Annotated in this window: 15 protein-coding genes, 1 tRNA gene and 2 pseudogenes; 14 read left to right on the top strand and 4 right to left on the bottom strand. The window is 53.0% G+C overall.

Annotated features, from left to right (window positions below; genetic code table 11):
* The first annotated feature begins 12 nt into the window (after nt 1-12).
* From fabD to ptsG, 10 genes are all read left to right on the top strand, one after another.
* Complete coding sequence (fabD, locus tag FDW95_RS20115) at nt 13-942, top strand: ACP S-malonyltransferase (protein WP_096757546.1); 930 nt, start codon at nt 13-15, stop codon at nt 940-942.
* Nucleotides 943-954: 12 nt separating this feature from the next.
* Nucleotides 955-1,689, top strand: a complete 735-nt coding sequence (gene fabG / locus FDW95_RS20110; RefSeq protein WP_096757545.1) for a 3-oxoacyl-ACP reductase FabG — start codon at nt 955-957, stop codon at nt 1,687-1,689.
* A 155-nt stretch (nt 1,690-1,844) separates the two neighbouring features.
* Nucleotides 1,845-2,081 (top strand): acyl carrier protein, encoded by a 237-nt coding sequence (gene acpP, locus FDW95_RS20105; protein WP_000103754.1) that lies wholly within the window; start codon nt 1,845-1,847, stop codon nt 2,079-2,081.
* Between the two features lie 85 nt (nt 2,082-2,166).
* Nucleotides 2,167-3,408 (top strand): beta-ketoacyl-ACP synthase II, encoded by a 1,242-nt coding sequence (gene fabF, locus FDW95_RS20100; RefSeq protein ID WP_115258859.1) that lies wholly within the window; start codon nt 2,167-2,169, stop codon nt 3,406-3,408.
* Nucleotides 3,409-3,535: 127 nt separating this feature from the next.
* Nucleotides 3,536-4,345: an aminodeoxychorismate lyase gene (pabC, locus tag FDW95_RS20095; protein ID WP_115258858.1), complete on the top strand. Its 810-nt coding sequence runs from the start codon at nt 3,536-3,538 to the stop codon at nt 4,343-4,345.
* Nucleotides 4,346-4,347: 2 nt separating this feature from the next.
* Complete coding sequence (gene yceG / locus FDW95_RS20090; protein ID WP_115258857.1) at nt 4,348-5,370, top strand: cell division protein YceG; 1,023 nt, start codon at nt 4,348-4,350, stop codon at nt 5,368-5,370.
* The gene (gene tmk, locus FDW95_RS20085; protein WP_115258856.1) at nt 5,360-6,001 is read left to right on the top strand and encodes a dTMP kinase; all 642 of its coding nucleotides are present in this window, start codon (nt 5,360-5,362) and stop codon (nt 5,999-6,001) included. The genes yceG and tmk overlap by 11 nt, the downstream gene beginning before the upstream one ends.
* Nucleotides 5,998-7,002: a DNA polymerase III subunit delta' gene (gene holB, locus FDW95_RS20080; RefSeq protein ID WP_115258855.1), complete on the top strand. Its 1,005-nt coding sequence runs from the start codon at nt 5,998-6,000 to the stop codon at nt 7,000-7,002. The genes tmk and holB overlap by 4 nt, the downstream gene beginning before the upstream one ends.
* Nucleotides 7,003-7,012: 10 nt before the next feature.
* Entirely contained in the window at nt 7,013-7,810 is a 798-nt protein-coding gene (locus FDW95_RS20075; protein ID WP_115258854.1) for a metal-dependent hydrolase, read from the top strand.
* A 416-nt stretch (nt 7,811-8,226) separates the two neighbouring features.
* The gene (gene ptsG, locus FDW95_RS20070; protein WP_096757538.1) at nt 8,227-9,660 is read left to right on the top strand and encodes a PTS glucose transporter subunit IIBC; all 1,434 of its coding nucleotides are present in this window, start codon (nt 8,227-8,229) and stop codon (nt 9,658-9,660) included.
* A gap of 55 nt (nt 9,661-9,715) precedes the next feature.
* Here ptsG and FDW95_RS20065 read toward each other — a convergent pair whose 3' ends face one another.
* The 4 genes from FDW95_RS20065 to FDW95_RS20050 form a co-directional block, all read right to left on the bottom strand.
* Nucleotides 9,716-11,494 carry an aminopeptidase P family protein gene (locus FDW95_RS20065; RefSeq protein WP_115258853.1) on the bottom strand — a complete coding sequence of 593 codons (1,779 nt, stop codon included), beginning with the start codon at nt 11,492-11,494 and terminating at the stop codon, nt 9,716-9,718.
* A gap of 15 nt (nt 11,495-11,509) precedes the next feature.
* Nucleotides 11,510-12,964, bottom strand: coding sequence for an AMP nucleosidase (locus FDW95_RS20060; RefSeq protein ID WP_115258852.1), 1,455 nt, complete (start codon nt 12,962-12,964; stop codon nt 11,510-11,512).
* Between the two features lie 118 nt (nt 12,965-13,082).
* Nucleotides 13,083-14,405, bottom strand: coding sequence for a shikimate transporter (gene shiA, locus FDW95_RS20055; RefSeq protein ID WP_115258851.1), 1,323 nt, complete (start codon nt 14,403-14,405; stop codon nt 13,083-13,085).
* Nucleotides 14,406-14,619: 214 nt separating this feature from the next.
* A tRNA-Asn gene (locus FDW95_RS20050) sits at nt 14,620-14,695 on the bottom strand.
* A gap of 326 nt (nt 14,696-15,021) precedes the next feature.
* Here FDW95_RS20050 and nac point away from each other — a divergent pair.
* From nac to FDW95_RS20030, 4 genes and pseudogenes are all read left to right on the top strand, one after another.
* Complete coding sequence (gene nac, locus FDW95_RS20045; protein ID WP_115258850.1) at nt 15,022-15,939, top strand: nitrogen assimilation transcriptional regulator NAC; 918 nt, start codon at nt 15,022-15,024, stop codon at nt 15,937-15,939.
* 101 nt (nt 15,940-16,040) lie between these two features.
* Entirely contained in the window at nt 16,041-16,994 is a 954-nt protein-coding gene (gene cbl, locus FDW95_RS20040) for an HTH-type transcriptional regulator Cbl (RefSeq protein ID WP_115258849.1), read from the top strand.
* 190 nt (nt 16,995-17,184) lie between these two features.
* Nucleotides 17,185-17,879: pseudogene (locus FDW95_RS23335) on the top strand (NAD-dependent epimerase/dehydratase family protein); the annotation flags it as partial.
* A 15-nt stretch (nt 17,880-17,894) separates the two neighbouring features.
* Nucleotides 17,895-18,905 (top strand): annotated as a pseudogene (locus tag FDW95_RS20030) (glycosyltransferase); the annotation flags it as partial.
* Nucleotides 18,906-19,067 lie beyond the last annotated feature (162 nt).

Here is a 19,067-nt window from a genome sequence, read left to right as displayed (position 1 = left end):
AAGGATTTTAACATGACGCAATTTGCATTTGTGTTCCCGGGTCAGGGATCTCAAACCGTTGGGATGTTGTCTGAAATGGCTGCAGCCTACCCCATTGTTGAAGAAACTTTTGCTGAAGCTTCAGCTGCGCTGGGCTATGATCTGTGGGCACTTACCCAGCAGGGACCAGCAGAAGAACTGAATAAAACCTGGCAAACGCAGCCAGCGCTGTTAACGGCCTCTGTTGCATTGTACCGCGTGTGGCAGCAGCAGGGTGGCGCAACGCCTGCGCTGATGGCCGGGCATAGCTTGGGTGAATACTCTGCGTTGGTATGCGCGGGTGTCATCAACTTTGCTGATGCCGTACGCCTGGTTGAACTGCGTGGCAAATTCATGCAGGAAGCGGTGCCGGAAGGTACGGGCGGCATGTCTGCTATCATCGGCCTGGACGATGCGTCCATCGCGAAAGCCTGTGAAGAGTCAGCAGAAGGTCAGGTTGTATCACCGGTTAACTTTAACTCACCGGGCCAGGTGGTGATTGCCGGGCATAAAGAAGCCGTAGAACGTGCAGGTGCAGCATGTAAAGCTGCAGGTGCGAAACGTGCTCTGCCGCTGCCGGTTAGCGTGCCGTCTCACTGCGCGTTGATGAAACCAGCAGCAGAAAAACTGGCCGTTGAACTGCAGAAGATCACTTTTAATGCACCGACCGTTCCGGTTGTGAATAATGTCGATGTGAAGTGCGAAACCCACGCAGACGCGATCCGCGATGCGCTGGTTCGCCAACTGTACAGCCCGGTTCAGTGGACCAAAACCGTCGAGTTTATGGCGTCCCAGGGCGTAGAGCATCTGTATGAAGTGGGGCCGGGTAAAGTCCTCACGGGTCTGACAAAACGTATTGTTGATACCCTGACTGCTTCGGCATTGAATGAGCCGGCGGCGCTGACTGCGGCGCTTGCGCAATAAAAGAGGAAAACCATGAGTTTTGAAGGAAAGATCGCGCTGGTTACCGGTGCAAGCCGTGGCATTGGCCGCGCAATTGCTGAAACACTCGTTGCCCGTGGCGCGAAAGTGATCGGCACTGCAACCAGCGAAAGCGGTGCGCAGGCCATTAGCGATTACTTAGGTGCAAATGGTAAAGGTCTGGTGTTGAATGTGACCGATCCTGCATCTATCGAATCTGTTCTGGGAAATATTCGCGCAGAATTTGGGGAAGTCGATATTCTGGTTAATAATGCCGGGATTACTCGTGATAACCTGTTAATGCGCATGAAAGATGACGAGTGGAACGATATCATCGAAACCAACCTGTCATCTGTTTTCCGTCTGTCAAAAGCGGTAATGCGCGCTATGATGAAAAAGCGTCATGGTCGTATTATCACTATTGGTTCTGTGGTTGGTACCATGGGAAATGCGGGTCAGGCCAACTACGCTGCGGCGAAAGCGGGTTTGATCGGCTTCAGTAAATCACTGGCGCGTGAAGTTGCGTCTCGTGGCATTACTGTAAACGTTGTTGCTCCGGGCTTTATTGAAACGGACATGACGCGTGCGCTGACTGATGAGCAGCGTGCGGGTACGCTGGCGGCAGTTCCTGCGGGGCGCCTTGGCTCCCCAAATGAAATCGCCAATGCGGTTGCATTTTTAGCTTCTGACGAAGCAAGTTACATCACAGGTGAGACTTTGCATGTCAACGGCGGGATGTACATGGTTTAACCACGAGATAAAAAAATTTGCGTTATTAGGGTGAATGCCCTCAAAATAACGCAAAATCGTGGTAAGACCTGCCGGGATTTAGTTGCAAATTTTTCAACATTTTATACACTACGAAAACCATCGCGAAAGCGAGTTTTGATAGGAAATTTAAGAGTATGAGCACTATCGAAGAACGCGTTAAGAAAATTATCGGCGAACAGCTGGGCGTTAAGCAGGAAGAAGTAACCAACAATGCTTCCTTCGTTGAAGACCTGGGCGCAGATTCTCTTGACACCGTTGAGCTGGTAATGGCTCTGGAAGAAGAGTTTGATACTGAGATTCCGGACGAAGAAGCTGAGAAAATCACTACCGTTCAGGCTGCCATTGATTACATCAACGGTCACCAGGCGTAAGTGAACATCTCCAGGCGGTCATTCGACCGCCTGAGTTTTATCTTTTTATCCCACTTGAATTATTTTCCCTCCCTGGAGGACAACCGTGTCTAAGCGTCGTGTAGTTGTGACCGGACTGGGCATGTTGTCTCCTGTCGGCAATACCGTAGAGTCTACCTGGAAAGCTCTCCTTGCCGGTCAGAGTGGCATCAGCCTGATCGACCATTTCGATACTAGCGCCTATGCAACGAAATTTGCTGGCTTAGTAAAGGATTTTAACTGTGATGACATTATCTCGCGCAAAGAACAGCGCAAGATGGATGCCTTCATTCAATATGGAATTGTCGCTGGCGTTCAGGCCATGCAGGATTCTGGTCTCGAAATTACGGAAGAGAACGCTCACCGTGTTGGCGCCGCTATTGGCTCCGGTATTGGTGGTCTCGGTCTTATCGAAGAAAACCATACCTCGCTGGTAAACGGTGGACCACGTAAGATCAGTCCATTCTTCGTTCCGTCGACGATTGTTAACATGGTGGCCGGTCACTTGACCATCATGTACGGCCTGCAAGGGCCAAGCATCTCCATCGCTACCGCCTGCACTTCAGGCGTGCATAACATCGGTCATGCCGCGCGTATCATTGCATACGGCGACGCAGACGCGATGGTTGCGGGTGGTGCTGAAAAAGCCAGTACACCGCTGGGTGTGGGTGGTTTTGGCGCAGCACGTGCGCTGTCTACGCGTAATGATAACCCGCAAGCGGCAAGCCGTCCGTGGGACAAAGAGCGTGACGGTTTTGTGCTGGGCGACGGCGCTGGTATGGTGGTACTGGAAGAGTACGAGCATGCAAAAGCGCGTGGTGCAAAAATTTACGCTGAAGTGGTCGGTTTTGGGATGAGCAGCGATGCTTACCATATGACTTCGCCGCCGGAAAACGGCGCGGGTGCTGCACTGGCGATGGTCAACGCATTACGTGACGCGGCTATCGAACCCGGTCAGATTGCCTATGTCAACGCACATGGCACGTCTACACCAGCAGGCGATAAAGCGGAAACTCAGGCAGTGAAATCCGTCTTTGGTGATGCGGCACGTAGCGTGATGGTCAGTTCGACCAAATCCATGACCGGACACCTGTTGGGTGCGGCGGGCGCGGTAGAGTCTATTTTCTCTATTCTGGCGCTGCGCGATCAGGCGGTTCCACCAACCATCAACCTGGATAACCCGGATGAAGGTTGTGACCTGGACTTTGTTCCGCACGAAGCACGTCAGGTCAGCGGCATGGAATATGCTCTTTGTAACTCCTTCGGCTTTGGTGGTACTAACGGTTCGGTGATCTTTAAAAAGATCTAAGTCCCGCAGGTAACTTACCTGGCGTCATAAAAAAGGTCCGCTTGCGGGCCTTTTTTTATTCGATTTTTCGACCTTGTCCTGGCTTTGGCATCCTGCCAAACTAGCGGACCACGAATAAGGAGCCACCATGTTCTTAATTAATGGCCGTGAGCAGGGCGCGTTGGTTGCAAGCGATCGTGCGACGCAGTTTGGTGACGGATGTTTTACCACTGCGCGAATTGTCGATGGTAATGTGTGTTTTCTTTCGGCGCATCTCCAGCGTTTAGACGACGCATGCAAAAAATTGCTGATCCCCTTCGATAAGTGGTCAGAACTGCAAGATGAAATGCAAATGCTGGCGGTCGGGCATACACGTGGTGTACTGAAAGTGATCATCAGTCGTGGTAGCGGGGGCAGGGGCTATAGTGGCGCGAACTGTCATTCGCCTACGCGTATTCTCTCTACTTCTGCCTTTCCCACACATTACGCTTGTTGGCAGAACGATGGGATTGTTCTGGCTGTAAGTCCTGTGCGTCTGGGGCGCAATCCGATGCTTGCCGGAATTAAACACTTGAACCGACTGGAGCAGGTGCTGATTCGTTCTCATCTTGAGCAGACAGACGCCGATGAAGCGCTGGTTCTTGACAGTGAGGGATGGGTTACGGAATGCTGTGCGGCTAATGTGTTCTGGCGTAAAGACGATGTCGTTTATACTCCTCGACTGGATCAGGCTGGCGTGAACGGCATTATGCGACAATTCTGTATGCGGATGCTGGCACAATCACCGTTCAAGATTGTCGACGTGTATGCGCGGGAAGAGGACGTGATGCAGGCGGATGAGATGGTTGTCTGTAATGCATTAATGCCGGTGGTTCCTGTGCGTGCCTGTGGTGACAGGATGTTGTCTTCACGTTTGTTATTCGATTTTTTAGCCCCACTTTGTGAGCACCCAAATTAGTCATGAAAAAATTGTTACGCGTTGTTGTTTTATTGCTGGTTGTGCTGGGCATTGCCACGGGTGTGGGAATGTGGAAAGTTCGCCATCTGGCGGACAGTAAATTATTGATTAAAGATGAAACGATTTTTACGCTGAAAGCGGGCACGGGTCGTCTGGCTCTGGGTGAGCAGCTGTATGCAGATAAGGTGATTAATCGTCCACGCGTATTCCAGTGGTTACTGCGTATTGAACCCGACCTTTCGCATTTTAAAGCCGGGACCTACCGGTTGACGCCTGATATGACTGTACGGGAAATGTTGCAACTGCTGGAAAGCGGAAAAGAAGCACAGTTCCCATTACGTCTGGTTGAGGGCATGCGCCTGAGTGATTACCTTAAACAGCTGCGCGATGCGCCCTATATCAAGCACACATTGAGCGACGACAACTACGCTACCGTTGCCGAGGCGCTGAAGCTGGAGAACCCGGAATGGGTGGAAGGCTGGTTCTGGCCGGATACCTGGATGTATACCGCCAACACCTCGGATGTGGCGCTGCTGAAGCGTGCGCACCAGAAAATGGTCAAAGCTGTTGATACTGCCTGGGAAGGGCGTGCCGAAGGTCTACCGTATACCGACAAAAATCAGCTGGTGACCATGGCCTCTATTATTGAAAAAGAAACCGCTGTCGCCAGCGAGCGCGATCAGGTGGCCTCGGTGTTTATAAACCGTTTACGTATTGGCATGCGCTTACAGACCGATCCGACCGTGATTTACGGGATGGGCACACGGTATAATGGTAAATTGTCGCGCGCCGACCTGGAAACGCCGACTGCGTATAACACCTACACCATTACCGGGCTGCCGCCAGGCCCGATTGCTATGCCGGGCGAAGCCTCATTGCAGGCCGCCGCGCATCCGGCAAAAACACCGTATCTCTATTTCGTGGCTGACGGTAAAGGTGGTCACACGTTTAATACCAATCTTGCCAGCCACAACCGATCTGTGCAGGATTATCTGAAAGTGCTTAAGGAAAAAAATGGGCAGTAATTATATCGTCATCGAGGGCCTGGAAGGCGCCGGAAAAACTACCGCGCGGGATGTAGTGGTGGAGACACTTGAGCAACTCGGTATCCGCGACATGGTGTTTACCCGCGAGCCAGGTGGGACCCAGCTGGCAGAGAAATTAAGAAGCCTGGTGCTGGACATCAAGTCGGTCGGTGACGAAGTGATTACCGATAAAGCGGAAGTGCTGATGTTCTACGCCGCACGTGTTCAGCTGGTCGAAACCGTCATTAAGCCTGCGTTGGCAAAAGGTGCCTGGGTGATTGGCGACCGTCACGATCTGTCGACCCAGGCCTATCAGGGCGGTGGCCGTGGCATCGACCAAACGATGCTGGCCACTCTGCGTGATGCGGTACTCGGTGATTTTCGCCCGGACCTGACGCTCTATCTGGATGTGACGCCTGAAGTGGGTTTAAAGCGTGCCCGTGCTCGTGGTGAGCTGGACCGCATTGAACAGGAGTCTTTTGACTTCTTTAATCGCACCCGTGCCCGCTATCTGGAACTGGCGGCGATAGATCCCAGTATCCGTACCATAGATGCCACGCAGCCGCTTGAAGCTGTCATGAATGATATCCGTAGCACCATTACCCACTGGGTACAGGAGCAGGGCGCATGAAATGGTATCCATGGTTACGACCCGATTTTGAAAAACTTGTCGCCAGTTACCAGGCGGGTCGCGGTCACCATGCGTTACTGATTCAGGCGTTACCCGGTATGGGTGACGACGCGCTGATTTACGCCCTGAGTCGCTATCTGATGTGCCAGCAGCCGGAAGGGCATAAAAGCTGCGGACGTTGCCGTGGTTGCCAGTTGATGCAGGCAGGAACGCATCCTGACTATTATTCTCTGCTGCCGGAAAAAGGAAAGAACACGCTGGGTGTTGACGCGGTGCGTGAAGTCACTGAAAAGCTGTACGAACATTCGCGTCTGGGCGGTGCCAAAGTGGTGTGGATCCCCGATGCTGCCCAGTTAACGGATGCGGCAGCCAATGCCCTGCTAAAGACGTTAGAAGAGCCGCCGGCGCAAACGTGGTTTTTCCTGGCTACTACCGAGCCGGCACGCTTACTTGCCACATTACGCAGCCGTTGTCGATTGCATCACCTTGCTCCCCCGGAGGAATCGTATGCGGTTTCCTGGTTGGCCCGCGAAGTGACTGCCCCGCAGGATGCACTTCTTAGCGCACTACGCCTGAGCGCCGGGTCTCCTGGGGCGGCACTAATGTTGCTTCAGGCAGAAAGCTGGGCGCACCGTAGCGATTTTTGCGCGGCACTGGCGAACACCTTGCATTCCGGTGACTGGTATCAGCTGCTGGCGGCGCTCAACCATGAACAAGCTGCAGCCCGCTTACACTGGCTGGCAACGCTGTTTACGGATGCGCTCAAACGTCCGTATGGTGCTGCCCATTTAACTAACCCTGATGCACTGGCGTTGATTTCATCCATTGCTGAACGGTTCTCCGTGGCGCAGATTCAGGCGATGCTGGGTGATGTGTGCCACTGCCGTCAGCAACTGCTCAACGTGACGGGCGTCAATCGTGAACTGGTATTAACCGATCTTATCCTGCGTATTGAGCATTACCTGCAACCAGGCGCCGTACTGCCTGTTCCCCATCTTTGAGAGAGACATTATGTTTTTAGTCGACTCACACTGCCATCTTGATGGCCTGGATTATCAATCTCTGCATAAGGACGTGGATGACGTGCTGGCGAAAGCGGCAGCGCGTGATGTGAAGTTTTGTCTTGCCGTAGCGACCACCTTATCCGGATACCGCAATATGCGCGACCTGGTTGGCGAGCGCGATAATGTGGTGTTCTCCTGCGGTGTACATCCGTTAAATCAGGATGAAACCTATGATGTAGAAGACCTGCGTCGCTTTGCCGCGGAAGACGGCGTGGTGGCGATGGGGGAAACCGGGCTGGACTATTTCTACACCCCGGAAACCAAAGTGCGTCAGCAGGAGTCGTTCATTCATCACATTCAGATTGGCCGCGAACTGCAAAAACCAGTGATCGTCCATACCCGTGATGCGCGAGCCGATACGCTATCGATTCTGCGCGAAGAAAACGTGACGGATTGTGGCGGCGTACTACACTGTTTTACAGAGGACAGGGAAACTGCGGGCAAATTGCTGGATCTCGGATTCTATATCTCTTTTTCCGGCATTGTCACGTTCCGTAACGCCGAACAGTTACGCGACGCCGCGCGCTATGTTCCTTTGGATCGCTTGTTAGTTGAGACTGACTCTCCGTACCTTGCGCCGGTACCGCATCGTGGTAAAGAGAACCAGCCCGCCATGGTTCGTGATGTCGCAGAGTATATGGCCGTATTGAAAGGTGTTGCCGTTGAAGAACTGGCGCAAATCACCACTGATAACTTTGCCCGCCTGTTTCACATCAACGCTTCTCGCCTGCAATCTATCCGTTAATTGAGTTTTTTTAAAGCTCGTAATTAATAAGTAAACCGAGTAAAGTTCACCGCCATAAAATGGGCGGTAAATAACCAGTTAGACACATTCAGATACTCATTTTATCGGATTGTGCGAATTTTACGGCTATCCACAGCTGAATTGTGATAGCCGTCAAACAAAAATAAGCTGAATTATTTTACTCTGTGTAATAAATAAAGGGTACTTAGATGCCCTGTTCACGGCGAGGTTCTCCCCCCTCGCCAATGCGTGAGAACGTAGAATACGCAAAATCATTCAAGCAGCATCAAGGCGGCAAGTGAGTGAATTGCAGGAGCTTACTTAAGTAAGTGACTGGGATGAACGAGCGCAGCCAACACTGAGGCGGTTTGAAGGATGAAGTGTATAAGCACAAATACTCAGGAGCACTCCTAATTATGTTTAAGAATGCATTTGCTAACCTGCAAAAGGTCGGTAAATCGCTGATGCTGCCGGTATCCGTACTCCCGATCGCAGGTATCCTGCTGGGCGTCGGTTCCGCTAACTTCAGCTGGCTGCCAGCCGTTGTATCGCACGTTATGGCAGAAGCAGGCGGTTCTGTTTTTGCAAACATGCCGTTGATTTTTGCCATCGGTGTCGCGTTAGGCTTCACCAACAATGACGGTGTTTCCGCACTGGCTTCAGTGGTTGCCTACGGCATCATGGTCAAGACCATGGCTGTGGTTGCGCCGCTGGTTCTGCATTTACCTGCTGAAGAGATCGCAGCTAAACACCTTGCTGATACGGGTGTTCTCGGGGGGATTATCTCCGGTGCGATAGCAGCGTATATGTTCAACCGTTTCTACCGTATCAAACTGCCTGAGTATCTTGGCTTCTTTGCCGGTAAGCGCTTCGTTCCAATTATTTCTGGTCTGGCTGCCATCTTTACGGGTGTGGTGCTGTCCTTTATTTGGCCGCCGATCGGTACTGCTATCCAGACATTCTCCCAATGGGCTGCATACCAGAACCCGGTTGTGGCGTTCGGTATCTACGGCTTCATTGAACGCTGCCTGGTACCGTTTGGTCTGCACCATATCTGGAACGTTCCATTCCAGATGCAGATTGGCGAATACACCAACGCTGCGGGCCAGGTGTTCCACGGCGATATCCCTCGCTATATGGCGGGTGACCCGACTGCGGGCATGCTGTCTGGTGGCTTCCTGTTCAAAATGTACGGTCTGCCGGCTGCCGCTATTGCTATCTGGCATTCTGCAAAACCAGAAAACCGCGCGAAAGTGGGCGGTATCATGATCTCCGCGGCGCTGACCTCGTTCCTGACCGGTATTACCGAGCCGATCGAGTTCTCCTTCATGTTCGTGGCGCCGATCCTGTACATCATCCACGCGATTCTGGCAGGCCTGGCATTCCCGATCTGTATCCTGCTGGGTATGCGTGACGGTACGTCGTTCTCTCATGGTCTGATCGACTTTATCGTTCTGTCCGGTAACAGCAGCAAACTGTGGCTGTTCCCAATTGTCGGTGCTGGCTATGCTATCGCCTACTACACCATCTTCCGTGTGCTGATCAAAGCGCTGGACCTGAAAACACCGGGTCGTGAAGACGCGACTGAAGACAGCAAAGCGGGCGCAACGGGTGAAATGGCTCCGGCCTTGGTTGCTGCGTTCGGCGGAAAAGAAAACATCACTAACCTCGATGCGTGCATTACGCGTCTGCGTGTCAGCGTGGCTGACGTCGCCAAAGTGGATCAGGCTGGCCTGAAGAAACTGGGTGCAGCAGGCGTGGTGGTTGCGGGTTCTGGTGTTCAGGCTATTTTCGGCACCAAGTCCGATAACCTGAAAACTGAAATGGATGAATACATCCGTAACAGTTAAGCCGTAAGATGTTGGGGAGAACTAAGGCAGCCTGCGGGCTGCCTTTTTTAATGCATTAATTGGCCTGAACACGAATCGGCGCGGTGGCAGCAAATAGCCATGGACGAGCATCACTGTTTACGCGCGGTGACAAGGTTTCTCTGACTTGCTGATGGTAATCATCAATCCACTGCTTTTCGCTCTCGCTCAGCAGATGCAACTCAACCAGATTCAAATCAATAGGCACCAGCGTCAACGTGGAGAAGCGGCAAAAGCCAGGGCGACTGTCGATAATTTCCACCTGATTCTCAATGCGGATACCGTATTGTCCGGCCAGATAATATCCTGGTTCGATGGTGATAATGTTGCCCGCAACCAGAGGCCAGGGATTCACTTTCTTCGCAATGCGGTGCGGCTGCTCGTGGATCAACAACTGATGTCCGACACCGTGGCCGGTGCCATGATCGTAATCCAGGCCCAGCGCCCAAAGTGCCCGACGGCTAAACGCATCCAGTTGATGCCCCTGAGTACCGCTCGGGAATTGCAACGTGATCAGCGATAAAAAGCCTTTCAGCACTGCAGTGTAATGCAGTCGACGCTGTGGATCCTGCGGGCCAAAGGCGAGGGTGCGCGTTGTATCCGTAGTGCCGTTCTGATACTGACCACCAGAATCATTTAAATACATCGCCTGAGAGGTGATGGGGGTATTGGTTTTTTCGCTGGAATGATAATGACACATTGCCGCATTGCTGGCTGATGCTGAGATCGTACCAAAACTTTGTTCAATAAACCCAGGCTGCTGCTGGCGAAACGCCAACTGTTTTTCCTGGGCTTCCAGTTCGGTTACCGGATTACCCGCAGCCTCACGTAAGGGGACTTCATGCGCCAGCCAGGCGAGGAAGTTCACCCAAGCGGCACCATCCTGCTCATGACATTCGCGATAACCCGCTAGTTCTGTGTCATTTTTATGTGCTTTGATAAGCGTTATGGGATCGGGTGCCCAGAGGAGTTCGCCGCCGTGCTGTTCAATGGCGAATCGCAGTGCAACTGGTGCATAGTCTTTATCGACCAGGAAGCGTTTCCCGTGGGCAAGTTGCTGGCAGCGAGACAGAAAATCCTCTTGTGGCGAAATCGTTAATGCGTTCAGTAGCGCTTCGGGTAACTGCTGCGTTTTGTTGGCATCCACGAACCACTCCAGTTCACCACTGCGATGTAGCAAGGCAAACGAAAAAGGCACCGGAACCATATTGAGATCTGAACCGCGCACATTGAGCAGCCAGGCGATGTTATCGGGCAGGGTGATTGCCAGAAAGTCAGCCTGATGCTGAGCAAGTTGCTCGACGATCCGTGCGCGTTTCTGCGCACTGCTTTCGCCGCTGATCTCAATGGGCATTTCGCGGATGATGCCGCAGGGGGCAGCCGGACGGTCGAGCCAAACTGTATCGAAGGGGTCGGTTTCCAGCGCGACCAGTTCGCAATGAGTGGCCAAAAGCGCCTCAAACTGGCTGTTGACCATCAGCAGAGGCTCAAAGCCAATGCGGGTACCTGCTGGCACATGCGTCTGCAAATAATCGGCTAGCGGCTCGTCGTGTAAATGATGAATCTCGAAATCGTCCAGGGAGACTTCGTTACGGACCTGGACCTGGTAACGTCCATCGACAAACATCAATGCGCGATCGCGAAGCACCAGTGCCAGACCGGCTGAGCCGCTAAAGCCGGTAAGCCAGGCCAGTTTATTGTCGTGTGGTGTGCAATCCTCACTCTGATGAGCGTCGGCGCGTGGAACAATCATACCATCCAGCCCCTGTGCTAACAGGAGATTGCGCAGGGCGGAAAGGGGCGTTGAGTTATGCATAGTTACCTTCAGGCCTTAACGGAACGGCGGTTCGTTGAACGTACGTAGTTTGCGGGAATGCAGGCGATCGCCTTCGGCGCGAAGCCGATCGATTGCCCGAATACCGATTTGCAGATGCTCGGAAATTGCACCTTCATAAAAACGGTTGGCCTGGCCTGGCAGTTTAATCTCACCGTGCAGCGGTTTATCGGAGACGCAAAGCAGGGTGCCGTAAGGTACGCGGAAACGGTAACCCTGCGCGGCAATCGTGGCGCTCTCCATATCGATAGCGACGGCACGACTGAGGTTAAAACGCAGCGCAGAGGCAGAATAGCGTAGCTCCCAGTTACGGTCGTCAGTGGTGACGACGGTGCCGGTACGCAGTCGCTGTTTGACCTCTTCACCGGGCATGCCGCTGACCTCTTTGGTCGCGTCATACAGCGCGCGCTGGACTTCGGCGATGCTCGGAATCGGAATATCTGGCGGCAGTACGGCATCCAGCACGTGGTCGTCGCGTAGGTAGGCGTGGGCGAGAACGTAATCACCTATGGCCTGGCTCTCACGCAGGCCGCCACAGTGCCCAATCATTAGCCAGACGTCAGGACGCAGGACCGCCAGGTGATCGCAAATGGTTTTGGCGTTTGACGGGCCAACGCCGATATTCACCAGTGTGATCCCCTGACCGTCGGCGGTGATTAAATGCCAGGCGGGCATCTGGTGCTTCTTCCAGGCAAGATCGGAAATAGCCTCTTCCGGTGCCTCAGTTTCTGCGGTAATCCAAATTCCACCTGCGCATGACAGCGCAATATACGGACTGTCCGGGTCGAGGATCTGGCTACAGCCCCAGCGCACAAACTCATCGACATAGCGAGTGTAGTTGGTGAACAGTACGAAAGGCTGAAAATGTTCTACCGGTGTGCCGGTGTAATGGCGCAGGCGTGCAAGTGAAAAATCAACGCGTCGGGCGTCGAAGTGCGACAGGGGAGAAAATTCTGCCGGGTGAAATGTTCCATCCGCGGTTTCATCGCCAATCTGCGACAGTTCGGTAGTGGGGAAATGGCGCGTTAATCCGGCGCTCATGGAGCGGTCGAGCGTCAACTCAGAACCGTCTATCACGTAGGGGTAGGGGATCTCGTGCTGGGACGGTTCGACAGAGATATGCGCATCGTAATCCTGGTACAGCAGGGTGAGCTGTTCTTCAAGATAAGGTCGGAACAGAGACGGGCGAGTAATGGTCGTGGTATAGCAGCCAGCATGGGTAAAACGGCCATAGGCGCGTGTTTTTGGAGGATTCGTTGCGCTGCCATCCCAGGTCACAGAAAGCGAAGGGTAAACAAAAAGACCTTTATCTCGGGCGATGATGTCAGGAAGCGTCCCGGTTTCAATGTACTTGCCAATGGCGCTACGCAGAGCCTTAACTGATTGCTCATACAATGCGTCCAGTTTATCCAGTGCCTGAGCCGGGGTCAGGCTGGAGCCCTTATTGTTCATGTCTGTCTCCTTGTTCCACAGATGTGCTGCTCTCCCGATAGTATGTCACAGGAATGTGAAACAAAAGTCAGACGTTAAGGAAGAATCTGCGAAGGCCGAACGGCCTTCGCAGAACGGCTTAGCCGTGTGGTTTATCTTTCATCAGAATTGCGGTCGCGGCAGAAATAAGACACCCCGCCATCAGGTATATGGCTACGCTGTGCCAGTTTCCGCCCGAGAAGGTCACCAGTGCCGCGGCAATAAACGGGGTAAAGCCGCCGCCAACGACGCTGGCTACCTGATAGCCAACGCCAGCACCGCTGTAACGGTAACTGGCGCCAAACAACCCGGTAAACATTGGCTGTTGCACGCAGACCACCATGTCGTGGGCGATGTTTGCCAGCATAATGGCGAAGAATACAATCCAAAAGATAGACTGTGCCTCAAGGGCCATAAAGAACGGAAAGGCACAGAGCGTGCCGACCAGAGCGCCGGTAATGTAGACCCGTCGGCGGCCGAAGCGGTCAGCAAGCCAGGCGAAACAGGGGATGGTCAGACAGCTCAACCCACCAACTAACAGACCGATATTCAGAAATAGCTCGCGCGGTAGACCCAGATTTTGCGTGGAATAGTTGAGTGCAAACGCGGTGACGATATACATGGTCAGCAGCTCACACAGGCGCAGGGCGATTATCTTTAAAAATGCGCCCGGATGGCGGATTAACGCCTCAACGACCGGCAGCCGCTTTTTCTCGGGCAGAGGTTCCTGTTTTTGCTGCTCGAACTCAGCTGATTCATCCATGCGGTTACGCATCCATAATGCACCAAGTACCAGCACGATGCTGAACAGGAATGGGATGCGCCAGCCCCAACTCAGGAACTGCGCATCGGTTGTTTGTGAACTGATCAGCGAAACCAATCCGGTCGAGAGCAATAGGCCAACGCCATAACCCACCTGCACGCCGCTGCTGTAGAAGGCTTTTTTATTTTTTGGCGCGCTTTCGACAGAGAGTAACGCCGCCCCGCCCCATTCGCCGCCGACGGCAAAACCCTGAATGGCGCGTAGTGTTACCAGCAGTACTGGAGCCCACCAACCGATAGTGTCAAAAGAGGGGATGATGCCAATCAACGCCGTGGCAATACCCATCACCCAGACGGTAAGCATCAGCATACGTTTGCGGCCAAGACGATCGCCGAAGTGACCGAAGATAACTCCGCCTAATGGGCGGAATAAAAATCCGACACCAAAGGTGGCAAAGGCCGCGAGCGTGCCCATCGCCGGGCTGACTTGCGGGAAAAACTCGCGGTTAAAGACTAACGCGGCGGTGATGCCATACAGCAGAAAATCATACCAATCGACCACGGCACCGGCGAAGCTGCCCAGTGCGGCACGTCGAGCGCGATCGCGATGATGTAAAGAGGAGTCCTCCTGAGGACTCGCGGAGATGAGGGTGGAATCCATAGCTATCCTGTCTGTACTGATTTTTTGTTATTAGTATTGGAATAAGGTTACGCACATTGCAGTCGATATATTAGCGACTGTGATGAGACTACCGCGACAGGCGGGAAGAGAAAACGATTTTATCTGTTACAACGGAGTAAGATGACAAATAGGACGAAAGAGAAAGTAGAAAAACAAAAAGCCTGCTTAGTTTTCTAAGCAGGCTTCTTAAATTTGGCTCCTCTGACTGGACTCGAACCAGTGACATACGGATTAACAGTCCGCCGTTCTACCGACTGAACTACAGAGGAATCGTGTGAACGAGGCGCATATTAGCGAGGGGCGCGGGTGTTGTCAAAGGGGTAAATGCAATTGCGAGTTTGTTTGCTGACAAAATCAACAAAGCGGCGATCTTTCCCGCTTTTTAGATTGTTGCCCTATTCTGGTGCGCCACAGCATGTGGTGGGGCAGAGGAAAAGACGGCTGCCAGGGTAAAGAATATTTATCATTGACCTCCAGGCCTTGTTTTACGGGCACTGAGCGCTGTGGCCCGTACTCACTCGAAACTGGCAAGCATTTTGCAAACCTGATGAACATGACTGCCAGCACGGGTTCTGGTATTCCGACAGGAGGCAAAATGAACTTCAGACGGCTGAAATATTTCGTAAAAATCGTCGATATTGGTAGCCTGACCCAGGCAGCGGAAGTGTTGCATATTGCGCAACCCGCGTTGAGCCAACAGGTTGCTACGCTGGAAGGCGAACTGGATCAACAGTTGCTGATTCGTACTAAGCGCGGAGTGACACCGACTGACGCTGGAAAGGTGCTTTATACCCACGCCCGCACGATTTTGCGGCAGTGCGAGCAGGCGCAGCTTGCCGTCAGTAATATCGGACAGACCTTGAGCGGCCAGGTGTCTATTGGCCTTGCCCCCGGGACGGCAGCGTCATCTATCACCATGCCGTTATTACAGACCGTGCGCGCCGAACTGCCAGAGGTGTTGATCTACCTGCATGAGAACAGTGGAGCGGCGCTAAACGAAAAGTTGCTCAGTGGTCAGCTCGACATGGCCGTACTCTACGAACGTTCTCCGATCGCAGGTATTACTAGCCAGCCATTGCTAAAAGAGGATCTTTTCCTTGTCGGCACACGAGATTGTCCAGGGCAAAGTGTTGATTTAGCCGCTGTAGCCCAGATGAATCTGTTTCTTCCCCGGGATTACAGCGCGGTGCGTTTACGTGTAGATGAAGCATTTTCATTACGCCGTTTAACGGCCAAAGTGATTGGGGAAATTGAGTCTATTTCCACCTTAACCGCAGCGATTGCCAGTGGCATGGGGGTGACTGTTTTACCGGAGTCCGCTGCTCGTTCACTCTGCAATGCGGCAAATGGCTGGATGGCGCGTATTACCACCCCATCGATGAGTTTGCCGTTATCGTTGAACGTGTCGGCCAGGGGGAGTTTATCGCCTCAGGCTCAGGCGGTGAAAGAGATCCTGTTGTCGCTTGTCGGTAGCCCGGCACTGGAAAACCGTGAACTGCAGTTAGTGAGTTAAACCTTATTCCGTGCAGGAATAAGATGCAGGTTTTTATTATTTGTTATGCCGGTCATCAGACTTTAACAATAGCGTAATGTCTGATGTATCCGGAGTGTAGAGTGAATTTCCAGCAACTTAAAATCATCCGTGAAGCGGCACGTCAGGATTACAACCTGACGGAGGTCGCGAATATCCTTTATACCTCGCAATCGGGGGTAAGCCGCCATATTCGCGAGCTTGAAGATGAACTGGGTATCGAAATATTTATCCGCCGTGGTAAACGCCTACTTGGTATGACCGAACCGGGTAAAGCCCTGCTGGTTATCGCTGAACGTATTCTCAATGAAGCCAGCAATGTTCGCCGACTTGCCGATCTGTTTACCAATGACACTTCCGGAGTGCTGACGATTGCCACTACCCATACGCAGGCACGTTATAGCCTGCCTGCGGTGATTAAAGCGTTTCGCGAACTCTTCCCTGAAGTTCGCCTGGAGTTAATTCAGGGCACGCCGCAGGAAATCGACGCACTATTGCAAAATGGTGGGGCAGATATCGGTATTGCCAGCGAGCGGTTAAGCAGCGATCCCCTATTGGTGGCTTTTCCATGGTTTCGTTGGCATCACAGCCTGCTCGTACCTCACGATCATCCGCTAGTCCTGACGTCCCCGCTGACGCTGGAGGCCATTGCTCGCTGGCCGCTTATTACTTACCGCCAGGGCATCACCGGGCGTTCACGTATTGATGAGGCATTTGCCCGCAAAGGATTACTGCCAGATATTATCCTCAGCGCGCAGGACTCTGATGTGATCAAGACCTATGTGGCGCTGGGACTGGGCATTGGGCTGGTGGCGGAGCAATCCAGCGGTGAACAGGAAGAGGGGACGCTCACCCGTCTTGATACCCGGCATTTATTCGATGCCAATACTGTCTGGCTTGGCTTGAAACGCGGTCAATTACAACGTAATTACGTTTGGCGATTCATCGAGTTATGCAATGCAGGGTTATCCGTGGAGGAGATCAAGCGACAAGCGATGGAGCCAGATGATGAAGTAATGATTGATTATCAGATATAAAAAAAGCCCGCTTAGAGCCTATTCCATTAGGACTATTTTGCTTGCCATTTCGAACCTGGGCAGTGCTCAGAATCCTCACGTACTACGTGTACGCTCCGGTTCTTCCGCGCTTGAGTCAGTAAAATCAGCCCGGGTAATTTGGAATTGATTAAGTAATAATGTTCTATGGAATAAGACAACAGTTGGTTTTATGGAAAAAACACACTCTGACTCGTCTGTCACAAAGTGCAAGATTATCGCGACAGGAATTGCCTTACCGTCAACGTGCGTCACCTCTGCCGAACTGGATAGCAGATTCGGCAAAGCGGTGGGTTATGTGGAAAAACGTTGTGGTATTGTTCATCGTTATCACGCCTCTTTGCACGACAGCCAGGCGGGACTGGCGGCACAGGCGCTACAACTGGCGCAGGTCGGTGCGCATTTTATCCCGCTGGATCTGACGCAAGCCCGTCAAAATGGCAGTATCGGTTAATGACTGGCTGTCACGCGGTGTGGCACTGCGCCGCCGAATCCTCGCCCTGGGGCAAACAGGCGGAATTTTTCCTCGCCAATGTGCTGGCAACCCGCGTGTTGGCGCAGGCCGCCGGACATGCCCAGATACCGCGCTTTATCCATATTTCGACCCCTGCGGTCTACTTTGATTTTCAGCATTATTACGTTCTGCCGGAAAGCTACCGTGCGCGCGCTTTTTCCAGCCATTACGCCAACAGCAAATTTCAGGCGGAGCAGGAAATTAGCGGTGCCGTCACCCGTTTCCCCGCCACTACCTTTGTGCTACTGCGCCCTCGTGGTTTGTTTGGTCCGCACGATAACACCATCGTTCCACGCATATTGCAGCAACTGCAGCGCGGTGGTGGGGTGTTGCGTTTGCCGCGTGGCGGCGATCTGCATACGGTCATGGTCATGCAGCCCATCCTCAGCGGCGATCCTGCACTGGAAAGTGTACTGGCCTCGACGGTGGGGCAGTTGCGTGGTGCGGCATTTCTTTGGCTGATTGACGATGACGATGCGGAAGCTGCGCGGGTCACGCAGCGTTTGCAAGTACGCTATCCCCAGCAGCATATTACTGTTCTCTCCTTTCCTCAGGCGCCAGAGGGCGTTAATCCCAAGCTGTTTAAGCTGGAACAGGCGAGGGTGCAGGTAACGCGTGATGTGATTCTGATGCTGGACGATGATGCAGTATTGAGCGCGGAGTCATTGTGCAACATGCTGGATGCTCTGACGGAGAGCACGCTGGTGACAGCGCTTCCCTGGTATCGTGCGGCGGATAACCTGCCTTCCCGTTTGCTGGCGTAGTTTGTTAACGACAACTCAGCCCTGACCTATTTGCCGCTGTTACCGTTTTCGCCGCCACTGACGCTGAACGGTATGTGTTACGCCATTCACGGTAAAACGCTGGCGAGTGTTGGTGGTTTTGCGCCGGTGTTACGTCATCTGACGGACGATCTGGCGATGGCGACACTGTTAACTCGCCATGGCGTGCGTATTGTGCAGTCTGCTGCGGCGGTGCGCGTGCAGACCAGCGTTGCCGATGCTAAACGCTATTTCCGCCAAATGCATCGCTGGTTCCTGTTTGCCACGCTACTGATGCATGAAAAAAGTGCGGCAATCAATCTGGCTATTTTTCTGTTGCAGGGGCTACACCCTTTGTTGCTGTGGGCACTGGTGATTCTGGCCTTTGGTGGGGTGACCCAAACGGCTCTGCTTCTGGGGGTATTAGCAATACACCATCTGGCGCTGCGTTACGTTCAGCGTGCGGTCGCGGTGGAGATCCCCTCGCATCCATTGTTGTCGTTGCTCTCTGAGTTACTTCAGCCTTTCCATTTGCTGAATGCGCTGGTGAATCGCACTATTTACTGGCGCTCGCGGCGGTATCGTATTTTCAGCAATGATTGGTTTACGTCGCTATGATAAAGCCGGATTTGCAGATTGCCTTTATTACTGGCCGTAGCCGTGCGGATAACTGCTCGCTCAGTCCCGCACAGGCAACGTTTATACAGCAGGTCGTCGGCCACCATCAGCACGTGGATGTGAATTTTCCGTGGACCGTACAGTCCGTGCCATGGCTGGCAA

The organism is Citrobacter sp. wls718, assembly GCF_005280945.1.
GTDB lineage: Bacteria > Pseudomonadota > Gammaproteobacteria > Enterobacterales > Enterobacteriaceae > Citrobacter > Citrobacter gillenii.
Note: the sequence above shows the minus strand (reverse complement) of the source record. Positions and strands in the feature narration are given on the sequence as shown.